Origin of the sequence: Chryseobacterium sp. GVT01B (genome assembly GCF_019970045.1) — a bacterium.
Lineage (GTDB): Bacteria > Bacteroidota > Bacteroidia > Flavobacteriales > Weeksellaceae > Chryseobacterium.
Map to the genome: position 1 here is coordinate 131,241 of NZ_JAHXYI010000001.1, position 18,371 is coordinate 149,611.

General features: G+C 35.1%; 13 protein-coding genes. 2 read left to right on the plus strand and 11 right to left on the minus strand.

Annotated elements, in window-relative coordinates:
- Nucleotides 1-18 precede the first annotated feature (18 nt).
- Entirely contained in the window at nucleotides 19-2,589 is a 2,571-nt protein-coding gene (locus LC457_RS00615; RefSeq protein ID WP_223598170.1) for a lipopolysaccharide assembly protein LapB, read from the plus strand.
- A gap of 77 nt (nucleotides 2,590-2,666) precedes the next feature.
- Here LC457_RS00615 and tsaB read toward each other — a convergent pair whose 3' ends face one another.
- From tsaB to rpiB, 7 genes are all read right to left on the minus strand, one after another.
- Nucleotides 2,667-3,341, minus strand: a complete 675-nt coding sequence (gene tsaB / locus LC457_RS00620; RefSeq protein ID WP_223598171.1) for a tRNA (adenosine(37)-N6)-threonylcarbamoyltransferase complex dimerization subunit type 1 TsaB — start codon at nucleotides 3,339-3,341, stop codon at nucleotides 2,667-2,669.
- Nucleotides 3,342-3,407: 66 nt separating this feature from the next.
- Entirely contained in the window at nucleotides 3,408-4,157 is a 750-nt protein-coding gene (locus LC457_RS00625) for an SDR family NAD(P)-dependent oxidoreductase (protein ID WP_223598172.1), read from the minus strand.
- Between the two features lie 77 nt (nucleotides 4,158-4,234).
- A complete protein-coding gene (locus LC457_RS00630) occupies nucleotides 4,235-4,606 on the minus strand; it encodes a YraN family protein (protein ID WP_223598173.1) in 372 nt (123 codons plus the stop codon).
- Between the two features lie 43 nt (nucleotides 4,607-4,649).
- Nucleotides 4,650-5,579: an LD-carboxypeptidase gene (locus LC457_RS00635; RefSeq protein ID WP_223598174.1), complete on the minus strand. Its 930-nt coding sequence runs from the start codon at nucleotides 5,577-5,579 to the stop codon at nucleotides 4,650-4,652.
- Nucleotides 5,576-6,262, minus strand: a complete 687-nt coding sequence (locus LC457_RS00640) for a LysE family translocator (protein ID WP_047422033.1) — start codon at nucleotides 6,260-6,262, stop codon at nucleotides 5,576-5,578. Before LC457_RS00640 ends, LC457_RS00635 begins: the two co-directional genes overlap by 4 nt.
- Before the next feature lie 234 nt (nucleotides 6,263-6,496).
- Nucleotides 6,497-8,650, minus strand: a complete 2,154-nt coding sequence (gene rnr / locus LC457_RS00645; protein ID WP_223598175.1) for a ribonuclease R — start codon at nucleotides 8,648-8,650, stop codon at nucleotides 6,497-6,499.
- Between the two features lie 334 nt (nucleotides 8,651-8,984).
- Complete coding sequence (rpiB, locus tag LC457_RS00650; RefSeq protein WP_223598176.1) at nucleotides 8,985-9,419, minus strand: ribose 5-phosphate isomerase B; 435 nt, start codon at nucleotides 9,417-9,419, stop codon at nucleotides 8,985-8,987.
- Nucleotides 9,420-10,062: 643 nt separating this feature from the next.
- Between rpiB and pgk the strand changes: the two genes are divergently transcribed.
- The gene (pgk, locus tag LC457_RS00655; RefSeq protein WP_142717580.1) at nucleotides 10,063-11,253 is read left to right on the plus strand and encodes a phosphoglycerate kinase; all 1,191 of its coding nucleotides are present in this window, start codon (nucleotides 10,063-10,065) and stop codon (nucleotides 11,251-11,253) included.
- A 1,581-nt stretch (nucleotides 11,254-12,834) separates the two neighbouring features.
- On the opposite strand, the gene LC457_RS00660 is transcribed toward pgk, so the two are convergent.
- From LC457_RS00660 to LC457_RS00675, 4 genes are all read right to left on the minus strand, one after another.
- Nucleotides 12,835-13,656: a bifunctional 2-polyprenyl-6-hydroxyphenol methylase/3-demethylubiquinol 3-O-methyltransferase UbiG gene (locus tag LC457_RS00660; RefSeq protein ID WP_223598177.1), complete on the minus strand. Its 822-nt coding sequence runs from the start codon at nucleotides 13,654-13,656 to the stop codon at nucleotides 12,835-12,837.
- A 121-nt stretch (nucleotides 13,657-13,777) separates the two neighbouring features.
- Nucleotides 13,778-15,640 (minus strand): tRNA uridine-5-carboxymethylaminomethyl(34) synthesis enzyme MnmG, encoded by a 1,863-nt coding sequence (mnmG, locus tag LC457_RS00665; RefSeq protein ID WP_223598178.1) that lies wholly within the window; start codon nucleotides 15,638-15,640, stop codon nucleotides 13,778-13,780.
- A 147-nt stretch (nucleotides 15,641-15,787) separates the two neighbouring features.
- Nucleotides 15,788-16,207, minus strand: a complete 420-nt coding sequence (ybeY, locus tag LC457_RS00670) for an rRNA maturation RNase YbeY (RefSeq protein ID WP_047422039.1) — start codon at nucleotides 16,205-16,207, stop codon at nucleotides 15,788-15,790.
- A gap of 4 nt (nucleotides 16,208-16,211) precedes the next feature.
- The gene (locus LC457_RS00675; RefSeq protein ID WP_223598179.1) at nucleotides 16,212-18,371 is read right to left on the minus strand and encodes a patatin-like phospholipase family protein; all 2,160 of its coding nucleotides are present in this window, start codon (nucleotides 18,369-18,371) and stop codon (nucleotides 16,212-16,214) included.

The following is an 18,371-nucleotide window of genomic DNA, read 5'->3' on the forward strand; positions in this document are numbered from 1 at the left end:
AGCGAGTTATATTGAATAATGAAAAAGAATATATTGTTCCTTTTAGTGATATGTCTTGTTGCTTCCTGTGCTACCAAAACAAAAAAGCCGGAGCAGCGATCAAAACTATTGAAAGGATTTTCCACATATTACAACACGCTTTTTAATGCGAAAGATGCATTAAACAGTGAATTTACAACCAGAGATAAAGGGCATAAGGACAATTTTTATGCACCTTATATTCCCATTCTTACCTATGAAGAACAGCCTTTGGGAAGTGATCTCGGACAGTCAGAAGCATTTGCCGAAAACTCCATGAAAATGGCTGAAGTAGCCAACAGACCTTCAGGAAGAGGAAATTCAGGAGTTCCCAATATACCGGGAGGACCTCAGGGAAATGCTCCTGCAAGACCTGACGGTGAACAAGGTAAAGGAGCTACTACTCTAGAAATTGCAGAAGCAAAAGCTTTAAAAGCGATTAATAAATATTCTGTAACCAGAAACGGTGAAGAAAAAAACAAGCAGATTTTTGATGCTTATATGATTCTTGCCCAGGCGAGAATTTATAGAGGAAAATCCCTGGAAGCGCTGGATGCTCTGAATTATGTGTTTACTCACATGAAAGATGATAAAAGGATTGCACTGGCAAGAATTTATCAGGGACTTGCTTATAATCAAATCAAAGATTATCACAGAGCTCACGAGACTTTTGCTAAACTGAAAGGAGAAGATATCAATAAGAGCTATGCAAAACTGCTGAGCATTTACTACTCTGAATCTCTGCTGGATGCAGGTAAAAAGGAAGACGCAGCCAAAGAGCTTGATGATGCTTTTGAACTAAACAGCAACAGAAAACTAAAGAGTAGAATTGCTTATCTGAGAGGCCAGGTTTTAGAAAATCTGAACCAGAATGATAAAGCAAGAGAAAGCTATACCGCAGCCTATAAATATGCCAATGATTTTGAATTTGAAGTAAAATCACAAATTGCCATTGCCAAAACTTTTAATGGTAAAGGTGACTATGCAGGAGCCAAAAACTATCTGGAAGGAATCAGTAAAAAAGGGACTTACGGTTCCAGAAAAAATGAATTTTATTATGCTTTAGGTTTAATGGCCAATAAAGCAGGCAAAAAAGATGAAGCTCAGCAATTCTTCAGAAAATCACTGTTTGAAAAGGTTTCTGACCCTCAGATCCGTGGATTGGCTTATTATGAGATAGGAAAAAGCTACTTGGAGAAAAATGATTATATCGGAGCCGGAAGCTATTATGATTCTGCGCTTGCAGTAATGACTTATGAGCCGTCAAAGATTTTATTAAAAGATCAGTCTGAATACATTAAAAAGATTTCCAAAAATTACTATCTGATTAAAAAGAATGACAGTATTCTTTCATTGGCAAAGATGAACGACGGTCAGAAAACAGACTACTTCACAAAATATATAGCCAAATTAAAGATTAAAGAAGAAAAAGAAGAACTGGAAAGAAAACGTGCAGAAAGAAGCAAAGGATTTGATACCGGAGACTACAGCGCTAATTCTATTTTTGCCAATAGTTCTAATGCTTTTGAGGATTTCGGAGTGACTACCAAAGGATTTTACTTTGGAAATACAGGAACTGTAAGCAAAGGAACCTCTACCTTTAAACAAGTTTGGGGAGATCGTGCTCTTGCCGATAACTGGCGTTTTTCAAAGAAAATGGCTTCTATTGAAGATATGAAGAATGAAGCGTTGGGAGTTACTTCAGCACCTAATCCAAGACGTTTTGAACCTTCTTATTATATTGAACAGATCCCTACAGATCAGGGTAAATTATCCCAATTGAAAAAAGACAGGGATACCGCTTCTTTAGGTCTGGGAATCATGTATCAGAACTATTTTACCAACACTCCCCTGGCGACAAAAACGCTGTATGATCTTGTAGATGTAAAACCGGAAGAAAAGGTAATGCTACAGGCATTGTATGAGATTTTTGCCATGAACTATGAGAAAAACCCACAGGCTTCTGAAAAAGCAAAACAAATTCTATTGACGGATTATCCTTACACTTCTTATGCTGAATTTGCCAGAAACCCTAAAAACAAATCGTTCGTAAAATCAACGGAAGAAGTTGAAAATGAATATAAAAAAGCTTATGCCTTATATGAATCTGAAAAATTTGCAGAAAGTAAGGAAGTGATCGATCAGACGCTTCAAAAATTCCCTAAGGATGCATTGGTTCCTAAATTATACCTGCTTAATGCATTTAATGCTGGAAAAGCCAACGGAAAGGAAGTAATGATTCTGCAGCTTGAACAGATTGCCCTGAATTATTCTAAAACTCCTGAAGGTATAAGGGCTAAAGAAATGCTGGTGTATCTGAAAAGTGACCTCAGCTTCCAGGCAACGGATAATAAAGGAAATGCTGTTCCACAACAACCAGGAGGAGCACCCGTACAGCCTAATGCCCAGAATACAGGCATTCCGCAAATGAACAATGGAAAAAATATCAGTACACAAACCCTGAATATAGATCCTGCTCCACAACAGGGAAATCCTGCCCAGCAACAGCAAAAAAATAAGAAACCAGCAGAAACGAAACCTGCTTCAAAGGCACCGCCAAGACCTCAATAAATAAAAAAGCGAAGATGTACTCTTCGCTTTTTTTATGCAGTTTGCTTATTCTTATCTACTACTCTATCTAATAAATATTACGAGCCCTTTTTCTTTACTCCATGGAAATCTTTCAGATAGAAAGGCTCAAAATAAGCCATATCTTCAAATTCTTTATTTTCTATTTTTTCCAATGTCTTTGTGATAAGATATTTTGCAGAAGGATAAACAGTCTCGTTAAAAACAGCATCAGGAAGATTCAATATCTCTTTTGCCTTCTTGGCACCATCTCCTACAAACAATACTTTTTTATCTTTGAATTCTTCAAAAGAAGTTTCATCCAAAATCTTGGCTTCGGTCTCAGATAATTCTTTCCCTGTACTACCGTCATAAACGGCTGTATACACCTCCATTCTCCTTGCATCAATCAAAGGTACTATAAAGTCATAGTTATCGCCTAAAAAAGGCTCTATCATACTTTCAAGAGAATTTACAGCAATCAAGGGAACTTTAAGACCATAGCAGAATCCTTTTGCAGAGGCTGCACCAATCCTTAATCCTGTGTAAGATCCGGGACCTTTCCCCAAAGAAACGGCTTCAATATCTTTAAGAGCAATCCCTGCTCCTTCCAATGCCCATTCCACATAGGTATGAAGGCTTTCAGATTGTTTATAGTTTTCAGAAACTTCTTCACACACGCACAGTAGTTTTTCATTGTCTGATACCGCTACCGAACAGTTTTTGGATGATGTTTCCAGATATAGAATTTTCATTTTTTTGTTTTAAGCTAAACAGCAAAATTGCTTTTAATATTCTGCAAATTTAGTCCATTATTTTGACTATTTTCTATAAATCGTTCTCGGTTCTGCCTGAGCACTTGGGTAGATGGTCATATCTGAAACCATTACGTGTTTCGGAGCATTCACACAGTAAGCAATGGCATCGGCAATATCCTCTGCTTTCAGGGCTTCATAGCCTGCATATACCGTTGAAGCTTTCTCGCTGTCACCTTTGAACCTTACCAAAGAGAAATCGGTTTCTACAGCTCCCGGCTGAATATTGGTTACTTTGATTCCGAATTCGGTAAGCTCCAGTCTCATTCCTTCTGAAATAACGTCTACTGCTTTCTTCGTTGCACAGTACACTACTCCATTGGCATAAGTCTGTCTTGCTGCTACAGAACTGATGTTTACTACATGACCTAAATTTTTAGTTTTCATAATAGGAATGATCATTTTAGAAACATAGAGCAGTCCCTTTACGTTCCCATCAATCATAGAATCCCAGTCGTCCGTCTTACCAGCCGAAAGAGGATCCAGCCCATGGGCATTTCCTGCATTATTGATCAGAACATCAATATCTTTCCAATTCTCAGGAAGCGAGTTAATAGCGGTTTCCACTTCTTCAAGATTCCTTACATCAAATAATAAACTAAATATTTCGGTATACTGAGAAAGCTCTGTTTTTACAGTTTCCAAAACATCACTTCTTCTTCCGCAGATAATAATTCTGTTTCCCTGTTTTGCAAGAAGCTCTGCAGTGGCTTTGCCTATTCCGGAAGTTGCTCCGGTGATTAATATTGTCTTCATAAAATTATTTATTAACGATATGAATGGAATACTTTATTAAGAATATAATTGTTCCTTCATACATTGTTATTGATTTATTAATTGGCATCCAACGCCTGAAAAGCATCGGCTATGTGATCAACTTTTAAGTTTCTGCTTTCATCAGGAAGAACGGAGATAATATCAAATCTGACTTCTTTATCTTTATTAAATTCTTCGAGATAATGATTAGCAGCAGAAACAATTGATTTTATTTTTGTTTTGGTTACAGCTTCCTGAGGCAGCATAAAAGCATCAGTAGACTTTGCTTTCACTTCCACGATAATAATCAGATTATCTTTTTCAGCAATGATATCAATTTCGTTGTGTTTAAAACGAAAGTTTCTGATAAGGATTTTACAACCGTTCTTTTGAAGGTAATCGGCTGCTATATCTTCTGCTATTTTTCCTAAATCGTTATGATCAGCCATATTTTGTATTTAAGAGTTTGAAGATAGGAGAGTAGTTGTTTTTTTAAAATTCGATCTTTACTTTAGTTCCAACCTTCATTTTAACTTGCCCACCAATTAAAAGCGGACGGTTATCTTTAATATGTCCATTCGGGAAACCAAATACTACAGGGAATTTATATTTTGAAATTCGTTCCGAGATCAGTTTATAGGCAAATTCATCAAAGCTTTCTTCATAGCTTTTATTTTCCTTTTCGTCTCCCATATTGGTCATACCACCGATGATAAGTCCTTTGATTTTACTGAAAACTCCTGCCAGCTCAAGACTCATGATCATACGGTCCAGTGCATAGAAGTTTTCTCCGATATCTTCAATAAACAGGATTTTATCTTTAAAATCAAAAGAATATCTGGTCCCTAAAAGAGCATAGATAAGGGCTAAATTCCCTCCGATTAATTCTCCTTCAATATTCCCTTCTTTATTGAACTGATTTGATTCAAGACTGTATTTTGGCGTTTTCCCTTTTAAAATATCAAAGATCAGATCATAGCTTTCATCAGTAACTCCGAAACTTGATGTTTTGATGGTCTGCCCGTGAATGGATACGAATCCTTTTTTCAATAGATAGCTTTGTATAACCGTGTTATCAGAATACCCGATGTACCATTTAGGATTTTCTGTAAAACCTTTCATTTTCAGATGCTGAATCAGGTGTTGGCATCCGTAGCCTCCTCTGGAAGCCCATACCGCTCGGATCTCTGTATCATTTAAAGCCCAGTTGATATCTTTTATTCTTTCCTGTTCTGTTCCGGCATAATTATATCCGTTTGAAAATCTTGTGTAGAGATGTTCCCCGAGAACGGGCTCAAAACCTCTGCTTTTAATCATTTCTATTCCCTTTTCCATTTGAGAGGCATCTACTGCTCCTGCAGGGGAAATAACAGCTATTTTGTCACCTTTTTTAAGGGACTTTGGAAAGATTATTTTTTTCATTCTGTTTTTTGATATTTTACTTCTTTCTTTTCTGCTTCCTCCAGCTGTCTTTCAAACTGATTGAACTTTTTGAAACTCTGCAGGAAGATAAAGAAACTGAAGATAATAAGAATACAGCCAACAACTCTTCTGATTTGGTTGGCCAGTTTTTGTGTTAATTTATCGTGAAATTGCTTGGCAAGAAATATTTTGGCAAGATCTATTGAAAGGTAAGTACCCAGTACGATCCCTATGTATAAAATAAAACTGCTGGTGTCCGGATATTGATTTCTCACAGAAATTACCGTTACCAGCCAGAAAAGAATAACTCCTACATTTAAAAGATTAAAGAAAAAGCCATTGAAAAATGTTTTAATATAATTTTGGCCAATGATCTTTTCTTCGCCGGGCAAATGCATCTTGGTCTTGGTCACCAGCATCACAATTCCATAAACAAAAATAAGAATGGAAGTGATCCTGTAGAAACCGGGATGCTTATCAATTAAAGCTACAATATCTGTACTGGCATAATATGCTGCTACAATACATAATAAATCTGCAGTAATAACTCCAAGATCCAATGACAAGGCATGTCTGGGGCCTCTGGAAAAGCTGGTTTCAATTAACAGGAAAAATATAGGTCCTATAAAAACCAGGCTCAGCATGAATCCTAATATGATCGCCGATAGTACAAGTTCTAGCATTTAATGTGTTTTAAAATGAATAAAATTCATTTCGTTTTATACAAAGTTATACTTTATGATTTAATTATTCAATAAAGTTGTGATTTATCAAGTGGATTTTAAGGAGAGTTTAATCTAAAGTTTTTAAGAAAATAGGAGAGGAGAGTATATTCAAATGTTTTTGTTAAAAAAAATAAAAGGCTGAATGTCCATTAACATTTCAGCCTTTCTATAATTTTATAAAAAATCTATTTCTTATTTTACGATCTGGAAGTCAAGCTGCTTCTGAATCAGATTGGCTTTCACCACTTTGATCTGAACTTCATCTCCTAACTGATACTTGTTTCCATGTCTTATTCCGTATACTGCGTGACTTTTTGCATCATACATATATGAATCGTCTACAAGGTCCCTAAGTTTGATCAGACCTTCCGCACCGTTTTCAGGAATTTCAACCCAGAAACCGAATTCGGCCACTCCGGAAATAACCCCTCTGAAAGTTTCTCCAAGGTGTTTCTCCATGAATTTCACCTGCATAAATTTGATAGAATCTCTTTCTGCATCAGCTGCCAGCCTTTCCATGGCACTGCAGTGTTTTGCCTTATCCTCAAGCTCTCCTCTGTTTGGAGATTTTCCTCCGTCCAGATAATGCTGAAGAAGACGGTGTGCAAGCAAATCCGGGTAACGACGAATAGGAGAGGTAAAGTGACTGTAATACTCAAACCCTAAACCATAGTGCCCGATTGGTTCAGTAGAGTACACCGCTTTGCTCATACTTCTCATCGCAAGCGTTTCGATCATATTTTCTTCACCTTTTCCTTTTACATCATGAAGAAGTTTATTCAAAGATGCTGCAACCTTTTTGGTATTGGCAAGATCCATTTTGTATCCAAAGGTGGAAACAAAGTCTCTCAATGATTCAAGTTTCGCTGGATCCGGATCATCGTGAACCCTGTAGATAAATGTGTTATTCGTTATCTCACCTTTTCTGCTCAGGGATACATATTCAGATACTTTTTTATTGGCTAAAAGCATGAATTCCTCAATCAGGTGGTTGGAATCCTTACTTATTTTAAAGTAAACTCCAACAGGTTCATTATTTTCATCAAGATTGAATCTTACTTCACTTCTGTCAAAAGTAATAGCTCCTTTTCTGATACGTTCATGACGCATAATTTTTGCTAATTTGTCAAGAGTATTGATCTCTTCCGCCAGGTCTCCCTGTCCGCTTTCAATACGTTCCTGTGCTTCTTCATAGGTAAATCTTCTGTCTGAATGAATAACCGTTCTTCCAAACCATTGTCTCTGAATTTCTGCCTCGTCGTTCAGTTCAAAAACTGCAGAAAAAGTATATTTATCTTCGTTAGGGCGAAGGGAGCATACATCATTACTCAAAACTTCCGGTAGCATCGGAACCACTCTGTCAACAAGGTATACTGAAGTTGCTCTCTTATACGCTTCATCATCAAGAATAGTTCCCGGAACTACATAATGAGATACATCAGCAATATGAACACCAATTTCCCAGTTCCCATTTTCCAGTTTTCTAATGGATAAAGCATCATCGAAATCCTTTGCATCTTTAGGGTCAATCGTAAATGTACAGATATTACGCATATCCCAACGTTTTAAAGCTTCTTCGTCTGTGATACTTCTGTCTATTTTATCTGCATCTGCTTCTACTTCGGATGGAAACTCGTAAGGCAGACCATATTCTGCAAGAATAGAGTGGATCTCTGTTTCGTGTTCTCCCGGGGCACCCAGCACCTGAATAATTTCTCCTTCAGGGTTTTTATCTCCCGGTCTCCATTCTGTCATTTTTACAATGACCTTGTCACCATCTTCAGCAGTATTGAATTTTCCTTTTGGAATAAAGATATCTGTGTTGATTGATTTTTTATCGCAAACCACAAACCCAAATTCTTTATGAGCAACCTTCTGAAATGTTCCTACAAATTCAGTTCTGGTACGCTCCAAAACTTCCAGAACGGAGCCTTCCAGTTTCTTTCCTTTATAATGATAAGTTATAATAAGAACCTTATCTCCCTGCAAAGCATCCTTCACATTTTTGGCATGTACGAAGACATCATCTTCCAATCCTTCCACACTTACATAAGCATTTCCGCTTTGGTTGAAGTCAATAGTTCCGGTAAGTGTTCCTGCTATTTTCAGGTTCACTATATATTTTCCTTTTTCCACTTCTTTGATCTTTTCAGATCCCTGAAGTTTGTGCAGCGCCTGGATGACAAGTTCTCTTTGTCTTGGATTTTTGTAATCTATTCCGTCGGCGATTTGTTTATAATTATAAATTTTGGATGAATTCGCATTCATAAAACGGAGGATCAATCTTCCGATCTCCATCATTTTTAAATCATTTTTATGACTTATATATTTTCTTTTTTTTGGCATTTTAATTTTCTTTTAATTAATTTGGTCTTAGTTCAAATAAAACCTTTTTCTAAATCTTTCCCCATTCCTTTTATATAAGGTTATTCAATTTCATCATTAGATTCATTCCGTACATCATCAGAAATTATCTTTCAGTTTACTTAGAACGGGAGCTTTAGTTTTGTATAAATTTAATACAATTCTTGAGAAGAAAAGAGAAAAACCTTCTATTAAATATGTTTCAAATATAAGAAAGGCTTTGGAGAATAATAGAGTGTAATTTCTATTGGACACTGCAAATGTACGAATAAAAAATAAATAAGGCTTGTAATACGATTTACAAGCCTTAGTATATTTAGCAAACTGCAATTTTATCAACTCTGTTCTGGTGTCTGCCACCTTCGAAGTCTGTTGAAAGAAATTTATCTACAATCTCAATCGCCAGTTCCTTTGATATAAATCTTGCCGGTATTGAAATCATGTTGGCATCATTATGCTGTCTTGCCAGTGTTGCAATCTCCGGCATCCAGCAAAGAGCGCATCTTATTTTCTGATGTTTGTTCGCAGTGATCTGAACCCCGTTTCCGCTTCCACAGATCAGAATTCCCAGCTCATTTTCTCCGTTTTCCACAGAGGTTGCAGCAGGGTGTACAAAGTCCGGATAATCCACACTGTTTGTGGAAAACGTTCCAAAATCCTGAACTTCAAACTTTTCTGAAAGGTAGTTCTTAACAATCTCCTTATATTCATAGCCTGCATGGTCCGCTGCGATAGCAATTTTTCTTTTCATAATACTCTTATTAAGCTTTATTAGATTCTATTTCCTTACAAAGGTAAGAATAATAACAATTCGTGTTAGTAAACCCTGAGTTAATTGTTAAAAGGTATGTTAATAACTGTGGAAAACTTTTATCAACTTTCTATTTTTAAACATCAATTTATTTCGTAATAGAAAACCTTTCCGCAATTTTTTACCACAACTTTCCAGATGTTTTCTTCAGCTATCCCCAGAATTTTCCATAATAAAATAACTAATAATTGATTCATCTCAAAGTTACCAACATTTGTTAATAAGTATGTGAAATAGCGGGTTTACAAGGATTTATATTGTGAGTTAAATATGAATTGAATAAAAGTTGAGTGTTACCAACTTTTAGCTTAAAACTTATCCCCGAAACTAACAACACTCAACAACAACTACATTATTCTTTTTTTTAAAAGAGAAAAAATTGTTGATTAATGGGTGATTGGGTTCGGGGAAAGTTTTTGAAAACTTTTATTTTAATCAATCTGTTGAAAAAGTTTAAAACCTTACATTTGTGAAACAAAAATTCAATGAAATTTATGAAATTGCCTTTGCAGGGTTTACGGAAAATCAAACCGGGATCTGGCCAAAGGAGTTTCATCCGACTCAGAAAAAAATAAATCTACGTATGAAAACAATCAATGATTTCAATTTTAAAGATAAGAAAGCTCTGGTAAGAGTGGACTTCAATGTTCCTCAGGACGATCAGCTGAAGGTGACAGACAATACGAGAATTGTTGCTGTGAAACCAACAGTGGAGAAAATCCTTAATGATGGTGGTTCTGTCATCTTAATTACACACCTTGGAAGACCTAAGGGAGAGGTTAAAGATGAATTTTCTCTTAAACATATTCTTGGCGAAGTTTCTGCTGTTCTTGGACAGGAAGTTAAATTTGTTGATGAATGCATTGGGGAAAAAGCAGAACAGGCTGCTGCTGAACTGAAGCCAGGAGAGATCTTATTACTTGAAAATGTACGTTTTCATAATGAAGAAGAGAAAGGAGATGCAGGTTTTGCTGAGAAACTTTCTAAGTTAGGTGATGCTTATGTAAACGATGCCTTCGGAACTGCACACAGAGCTCACGCTTCTACAGCAGTGATCGCTCAATATTTTCCATCAACTAAATATTTCGGTTTACTGATGGCTAATGAGCTTCAGGCTATTGATAAAGTATTGAAAAGCGGTGAGAGACCTGTTACGGCTATCCTTGGAGGTTCTAAGGTTTCAACTAAAATTACCATTATAGAAAATATCCTTCCTGCAGTAGACAATCTAATCATTGGTGGAGGGATGGCATTTACATTTATTAAGGCTCTTGGAGGAAAAATTGGTAATTCTTTGGTAGAAGAAGACAAGCTTCCTTTAGCTTTAGAGATTTTAGGGAAAGCAAAAGAACATAAAGTGAAAGTATATCTTCCTTCTGATGCTATCATCGCTGAAAGTTTTAGTAATGATGTGGAAAGAAAAGAAGCTGATATCTATGCAATTCCTGAAGGATGGATGGGACTTGATGCAGGTCATAAATCAAGAGATCAGTTCAATGATGTATTATTAAATTCAAGAACTATTCTTTGGAATGGACCGATTGGTGTTTTCGAAATGTCAAATTTTGCTGGTGGTACTGTTGCGTTAGGTGAGAGTATTGCTGAAGCAACAAGATTAGGAGCTTTCTCTTTAGTTGGAGGAGGAGACAGTGTTGCTTTCGTTAAGCAATTCGGATATGCTGATCAGGTAAGTTATGTTTCTACCGGTGGTGGAGCAATGCTTGAAAGTCTTGAAGGACTTGAATTACCAGGTGTAGCTGCAATCAACAATTAAATAAAAAATAAAGATATTTTAAAGCCTGCTAATTATATTAGCAGGCTTTTTTTCTTTTTGAAAGTATAAGGAATTCCTTTATTGATCGAGCTTTTCTGGGATTTTAAGATATAACCTGTGGTTATACTTGTTTAACTTGAATTCGCTTTCAGCTACTTAGGTCTTTAATAAATAGTGTGCTTATTTTTTCTTCTTAAAATTGGCTCATTAGAAAGAGATAGTTCTTGTTTTTATACCTAGATTTTTGTGCTAATCAACCATTAATTTTGATATGGATTTGTTCTTTTATGAGATCATGATTTGTCTTTTTTATTATAATTTTCATATTTAATTTGACAGAATTCGGGCCGATAAATAATGTGATTTAAAATAAAATTTATGAAAGATTAGTCAAGAATTTATAATCTTTCTAATTGTATCCTAGAGTTTCATTGAACCTTTAAATTCTTTAATAATTTGGGTAATTACATACAATTTACATTAATCCTGATATCTTCTCATTATGAAGCTGTCATTCTGAGTGTAGCGAAGTGAAATGAAGAATCTAAGCTTTACATGAGATTCTTCATTCGTCAGAAATCGAAGTTTCGACACAGTTAAAGACGATGGTGTCAAATTCTATATTGTCGCCATAATTATATATTTATGAGACTTGTGGTATTTTTTTGAGCTAAGAAACAAGTTATTGACTTTTATTTAAAGTAAATTTCATAATTATTTATTTCACATATTAGTGATAGTGCTGTAAGTTATTGAATATTAGTATTTAAACTTTTTATATCGCTAAATTATGCTTATTTTCTTTTTTTAATAGCAGGCGAAAATTAGAAATTATTCATTTAACATTATAAATGAATGATGTATTCAGCTTTTCAAAAAAATTCAGAATTATTAAAATGCAATCGTTTTACTTTTTTCTGGAGTTAGTAATTTTTCGATGCTTTTATTTTCTATCAAAATTTCTTTTATAATATAGGTCAATTTTTTGATCTAAATTATTCTAAAGAAGTTTCTTTGAAATTTGCTTTTTTAATTTTTATGTAAAAGATAAAATAGAGTAGGGGAGTTTTCTGCCCTGGCTTTTAAATTTTCTTTTTGATAGAGTATAAAAATTTTTTGACTAATCAGGTTTAAATTTAGTATGAAATTTACTATGAATCTTATTTTTTATTAAAAGTCCCTGAAAATTGACCTTTATAAATACCTTTAAAATCGAAAAACTAAATTTTTCCGAGTATTTATATCTTAATGGATTTTGAGCCGGAATTTTTACCTTTTTTGTGAGAATTTAATTTCTAACATCTATTTTTTATTTTTTGGAACCAAATATGAAATATAAATAAATGATTAAGTAAAACTTTAACTGAATAAGGAGGATTCTTTATTTTCTTTTTTTTCTTGAAATGGAGTGGGGAGTATTTATTTTTAAAATTATAGTATCTTAAATTTAAGTTTCTATTTAAATTTTTTTAGCTTCTTTATTAAAAATAAAAAACTCAGGTGAAAAAATCCTGAGTTTTTTATTTTTGAAGCTGAAAATGCTGAAAATCGACCTTTAGAAATAGGTCAAAAATCCATTTTCTATCTTTTTTCGATAATATATATCAAACTTGAAAATTCGTTTGAAAAAAGGGCTTTTACGTTCGAAATCGTTCCGTAAATCATTGCTTTTATCCAAAATAGGGGTGATTTCTTGTATTTTTCGCTTAACATGGAGATGTAATAAGAGTCTAGTACCAAAGGTTTTATTTTTCTCATTTTCCAGTCAGGCTTTTTTGAAATAAGATTTTCCATTCCATTTTTTGAAAAATGATAGATGTGTCTTGGTACATCATATGCTGCCCAATACTCTTTATAATGTTTTGCATCATAAGAAGTAGGATTGGGAACTGCGATAATAAGAATTCCCTTTTCTTTTAATTTCCCATGAAAAGTCTTCAACATTTCATCCTGATTTTCGATATGTTCAAACACATGCCATAGAGTGATCGCGTCTAAGCTGTTTTCTTCAATTGTGTTGATCGTATCCAAAATAGAGGCTTTGGTTATTTTTCCTTGTGCTGCTTTTCTTGCATCGGCATCAGGTTCAAAACCGAAAGTCTCAAAATCATTTTCTATGAATTTTACAAATTCTCCGGCACCGCATCCGTAATCAAGTACTCTTGATCCTTTTTTTATTCTGTCTATCAATACATTTTTTTTGTATTGCAGATTGAAGGACTGAAGAAATTTATAAAGCTTTTCTTTCAGACTTCCGGAGTCCTGATGATGAGAAATATAATCTTCACTTTCATAATATCTTGAAATATTGGATGGAATAGGGGTGGTCTTGAATACCCCTTTGGTTTCTGTTTCTTTAATTTCAAAAATTTCCTGTGAAAGAAAATGATCTTTTATTTTCATTGAAATCGTTGTCTTTTTATATTGTAAAAAAAATTAAGATATTCAGAGCTTAGTGTACGCCCATAAATACCTTAATTTTTGTTTTATTTATTTAAATGTTTCACGTGAAACATATCTTTTATTAACGTCCTAAATAGACTAGTAAAACGTTGATATCGGCTGGAGAAACCCCGCTTATTCTTCCTGCCTGGGCAATAGTCTTCGGACGTACGTTAGACATCTTCTGTTTTGCTTCTGCAGAAAGGCTGGAAAGCTTTGTATAATCAAAATCTTCAGGAATTTTAATGTTTTCCAGACGATTAAGTTTAGCTACATTCTCTTTTTCTTTCTCAATATATCCTTTATACTTGATGTTGATCTCGGCCTGTTCTCTTACTTCATCATTGTACTGGCTTGAAACTTCTTTAATGAAGTCAATTTCATCCAGTTTTCCTAATGTCATATGAGGTCTAGTAAGGATTTGTGCTGCTCTGTACGCCTGATCTACCGGGTTACTTTCTATTGATTCAAGAACTGGATTGATGATACCTGGTTTTAAAGAAGTTTCGCGAAGAAACTCTTCAAGTGATTGGCTTTCAGATACTTTAGTTTCCATTTTTCTTAATCTGTCTTCTTTTGCCAATCCTAACTGATAAGCTTTTTCAGTTAGCCTGATATCTGCATTATCTTGTCTTAAAAGAAGTCTGTATTCGGCACGTGAAGTAAACATTCTGTAAGGTTCTTCAGTTCCTTTGGTAATAAGATCATCTATTAAAACTCCGATATACGCTTCGTCTCTGTTTAGAATGAAATCACCTTTTTCATGAACTTTATTGTGAGCGTTGATACCAGCAATTAATCCTTGGCCGGCAGCTTCTTCATATCCTGTAGTTCCGTTTATTTGTCCTGCGAAATATAAATTGTCAATTAATTTTGTTTCCAGGGTATGTTTCAATTGGGTAGGAGGGAAGTAATCGTATTCAATAGCATAACCTGGACGGAAAACTTTTACGTTTTCAAATCCTGGAATTTGTTTCATTGCTTTGATCTGTACGTCTTCCGGAAGAGAAGAACTGAATCCGTTTACATAGATCTCTACAGTTTTCCATCCTTCCGGTTCTACGAAAAGCTGGTGTCTGTTTCTTTCTGCGAAACGGTTGATCTTATCTTCAATACTTGGACAGTATCTTGGACCTAAGCTTTGAATGGTACCGTTAAACATTGGGCTTCTGTCAAAACCTTCTCTCAAAATATCGTGTACTGTTTCATTAGTATATACGATATGACAGCTTAATTGTTTTGTTAATTTCGGAGTGTCAAGATAGCTGAACTTTTGAGGATTTTCATCTCCTTTTTGTTCTTCCATTTTTGAATAATCCAAACTTCTTCCGTCTACTCTCGGTGGGGTACCGGTTTTCATTCTTCCTGCTTCAAATCCTAAAGTGACCAATTGTTCTGTAATTCCAAATGCTCTAGGTTCACCCATTCTTCCTCCGCCTAATTGTTTATCTCCAACGTGAATTAAACCATTAAGAAAAGTTCCGTTTGTAAGAACTACAGATTTTGCTTTAATCTCAATTCCTAAAGAAGTAACCACTCCGGTTACTTTATTATTTTCAACAATCAGTTGTTTCACCATATCCTGAAAGAAATCAAGATTGGGAGTATTCTCTAATGCTAATCGCCATTCTTCGGCAAAAAGCATTCTGTCATTTTGGGTTCTCGGAGACCACATCGCAGGACCTTTTGAAAGATTCAGCATTTTGAATTGGATAGCGGATTTGTCTGCTACAATTCCGGAATATCCTCCCATTGCATCAATCTCTCTTACGATCTGTCCTTTTGCGATTCCGCCCATTGCCGGGTTGCAACTCATCTGTCCGATGGTCTGCATATTCATTGTAACGAGTAGTGTTTTTGAACCGAGGTTGGCTGCTGCCGCGGCGGCTTCACAACCTGCGTGTCCGGCACCTACTACTATTACATCATATATTTCTGAAATCATTTTTATCTCGCTTGTTTTAAGCTTTAAACCTTATCTTTATAACCAATGTTTCACGTGAAACATTTTTGAAGAATGCACTCTAGGTAAAGTTATATTATTACTAGAATTGAGTACTTTAGGTATAGGACTTTAAGTGATTGTTCAATTTCAAATCTTTAAATCCCTGTATTTTGCCAAGTACAAATCTTCCATTCTCCGCATCTCTTTTTCTTCCTCTTCCGTCTTGTCCTTATAGCCTGCAAGGTGTAAAATACCATGGGCTAAAACTCTTCTTAATTCTTCTTCATAATCTCGGGAAAGGGTAGAGGCGTTATCAGAAATGCGCTGCAAAGATACAAAAATCTCAGCGCTTATTGTCTTGCCTTTTACATAATCAAAAGTGATGATATCTGTATAATAATCATGCTGCAAATAATCCTGATTAATCTTAAGAAGATATTCATCATCACAGAAAATGTAATTGATTTCTCCTAGCTTTTTTCCTTCTGAAAGAATAAGATCTTCCAGCCATTTTTTGTAATCTGTACTTACCGACTCTGGTAAGTTTTCGTAAAAGAACTGTATCATTTTTTTAAAACCAGTGTCCTAAAATAACACTGAATATACCTTTTTGGTTATTTTTAAGTGAGTGGCTGAAGTTGACTTTTATCTGCCCGAAAGGAGATTTGTAACCGGCCGTAATTCCCAGAGAACTATAATTTACTTTAACTGCATCTTCAAACTTGATATCGTTTGATAAGTTAGCAAAGCTGAAGTTTCCACTGATAAAATAGTTTTTGTTAAATTTGAACTGGATATCGTTAGATGCCAATATCACATTATTAGTATAAAGCTGGGCGAAATAAAATCCTCCGAAACTTTTAAAATTCATTAGATTCTGTTCAAAAATTCCACCTAATCTATACTGATAGTAGGCAGGAAGATTTTCTCCAATAGTAACACCTCCAAAAACGTTCAGACGGTAAGTAAATTGTTTGCCCAGGGGGATATTGATTTTAAGATCTGCTTTGATCTGAATAATTCTTTTATCAACTTCAGATTTTAATAGATCTACTACTTTTCCTTCTGCTGCAAAATAAATTCCTTTGGTAGGAAACTCTTTATCATCCTGCGTATCGGTTTTTATGAAGATGTATGGGTTCAGGAAACGGCTGTAGCGTCTGTTGTCTCCATTGCTGTTTTCCGCTTTAAAGTAATCATGGCTGATTCCACCTCCAATAGCGAATTTATCCTTCCATATAGACTGTATATAGGCCTCATTTCTCAGCCATTCCCATCGGTCTACAACATAATTGTCTACATTTTTTATATCAAAGCTCATTCCTGACGAATAAAGCCCAAAACCGGGAATATACCCGTTATCTATAAAATAGTTCAGATAATATCTCACACGGTCGCCCACAACAACATCCAGGGAAAGGTTGGAATTTTTAAATAAAAGTCTCTTTGCAGAATAATTCAAAAGAAGCCCTGTTTTGAAAACTTCGTCATAGTGCAACCCGAATTTCAGAAAATGGCGGGTGTCGTCTTCAGTAACATAAAGCTTCAGATAATTGGCATCATTTTCCTGAACGATATCATAATTAATAAAGCGATAGTTATTTGTCGCAACCAATTTATCTATCATTTTATTGATGCTCCCATAAGTCTGTAAAGAGGGGAGGCGGAGCCCCATTTTCCCCAGCGTATAGTTCTTACCGTATATTTTACTTCCTTCGATAGAAATACTGTCTATCTTGTATACGTTGGAATATATGGGATTTATACGCTGTCTGAGACGGTCAAAAGGACGTTTGGGTAATTGATCCAGTACCTGAGAATATTTAAGCCCTTCTACATAGCCGCTGTCTAGAATTTTCTTTTTATCATCGTAGCTTGTAGCAGACATCCCTTTCAGGTTGGGTTTGATATTGATATCTGTATATTTATACTGTTTTTTTGTGTCTTTTTTTATTCCGAAATCAATAACCTGATTCAGGATGGATATGATGTTGTTTAAATCCTCTCTTTTTGAAAGATCCTGATTAAGGTCCACACCTATAACGATATCAATTCCTTTGTCTTTTAAAGGCTTTGAAGGATAGTTTACCGTCATGGCCCCATCTATATAAATACTATCGCCAATTTTAACAGGATCCATTAAAGAAGGGAATGCAGAACTTGCCATAATGGATTGTACGAGATCTCCTTTTTCAAATATCTGCATATTGCCGCTTTCAAGATTGGTTGCCACACACATGAATGGAATAGGCATTTTGGAAAAGTCTTCAATATTGGAAACGTTTTTAAAAAGTTCTTTCAGAAGATAAACATTTCTCTGGCCGGTACTGATAGAAGAGGGAAGTGTGATTTTTCCGTTTTTCAGAGGAATGGATAAAAGATATTTGTCTACGGATTTGTTGAAAAAAGTAGTTTCCTGTCTCGACTTCGGATCCATAATTAAAGAATAGAAATCCGTATCCATGACTATTTTTTCTATTTCTTTTCCGGAGTAGCCTGCGGCATATAAACCACCTACAATGGCTCCCATACTTGTTCCGGAAACATAATCCACTTTCACCCCCAATGAATCCAGTACTTTAAGAACTCCTACATGTGAAAACCCCTTGGCTCCGCCACCGGCTAGCGACAGTCCAATCTTTGGGTTTTTAGGAATTTTAAAATCTTTTTTTACCTGAGAATGGATCAATAACAGTTGGAATATGGAAAGCAGAATCAGGAGTTTTCTCAT

What these genes read in the sequence shown, in the direction of transcription:
- LC457_RS00625 (WP_223598172.1), bottom strand. Translation starts at nt 4,157, where the DNA reads ATGAAGACAATATTAATCACCGGAGCAACTTCCGGAATAGGCAAAGCC.
- LC457_RS00635 (WP_223598174.1), bottom strand. Translation starts at nt 5,579, where the DNA reads ATGAAAAAAATAATCTTTCCAAAGTCCCTTAAAAAAGGTGACAAAATA.
- LC457_RS00615 (WP_223598170.1), top strand. Translation starts at nt 19, where the DNA reads ATGAAAAAGAATATATTGTTCCTTTTAGTGATATGTCTTGTTGCTTCC.
- LC457_RS00660 (WP_223598177.1), bottom strand. Translation starts at nt 13,656, where the DNA reads ATGAAAATAAAAGATCATTTTCTTTCACAGGAAATTTTTGAAATTAAA.
- LC457_RS00630 (WP_223598173.1), bottom strand. Translation starts at nt 4,606, where the DNA reads ATGGCTGATCATAACGATTTAGGAAAAATAGCAGAAGATATAGCAGCC.
- LC457_RS00675 (WP_223598179.1), bottom strand. Translation starts at nt 18,371, where the DNA reads ATGAGAAAACTCCTGATTCTGCTTTCCATATTCCAACTGTTATTGATC.
- tsaB (WP_223598171.1), bottom strand. Translation starts at nt 3,341, where the DNA reads ATGAAAATTCTATATCTGGAAACATCATCCAAAAACTGTTCGGTAGCG.
- rnr (WP_223598175.1), bottom strand. Translation starts at nt 8,650, where the DNA reads ATGCCAAAAAAAAGAAAATATATAAGTCATAAAAATGATTTAAAAATG.
- mnmG (WP_223598178.1), bottom strand. Translation starts at nt 15,640, where the DNA reads ATGATTTCAGAAATATATGATGTAATAGTAGTAGGTGCCGGACACGCA.
- pgk (WP_142717580.1), top strand. Translation starts at nt 10,063, where the DNA reads ATGAAAACAATCAATGATTTCAATTTTAAAGATAAGAAAGCTCTGGTA.
- ybeY (WP_047422039.1), bottom strand. Translation starts at nt 16,207, where the DNA reads ATGATACAGTTCTTTTACGAAAACTTACCAGAGTCGGTAAGTACAGAT.
- rpiB (WP_223598176.1), bottom strand. Translation starts at nt 9,419, where the DNA reads ATGAAAAGAAAAATTGCTATCGCAGCGGACCATGCAGGCTATGAATAT.
- LC457_RS00640 (WP_047422033.1), bottom strand. Translation starts at nt 6,262, where the DNA reads ATGCTAGAACTTGTACTATCGGCGATCATATTAGGATTCATGCTGAGC.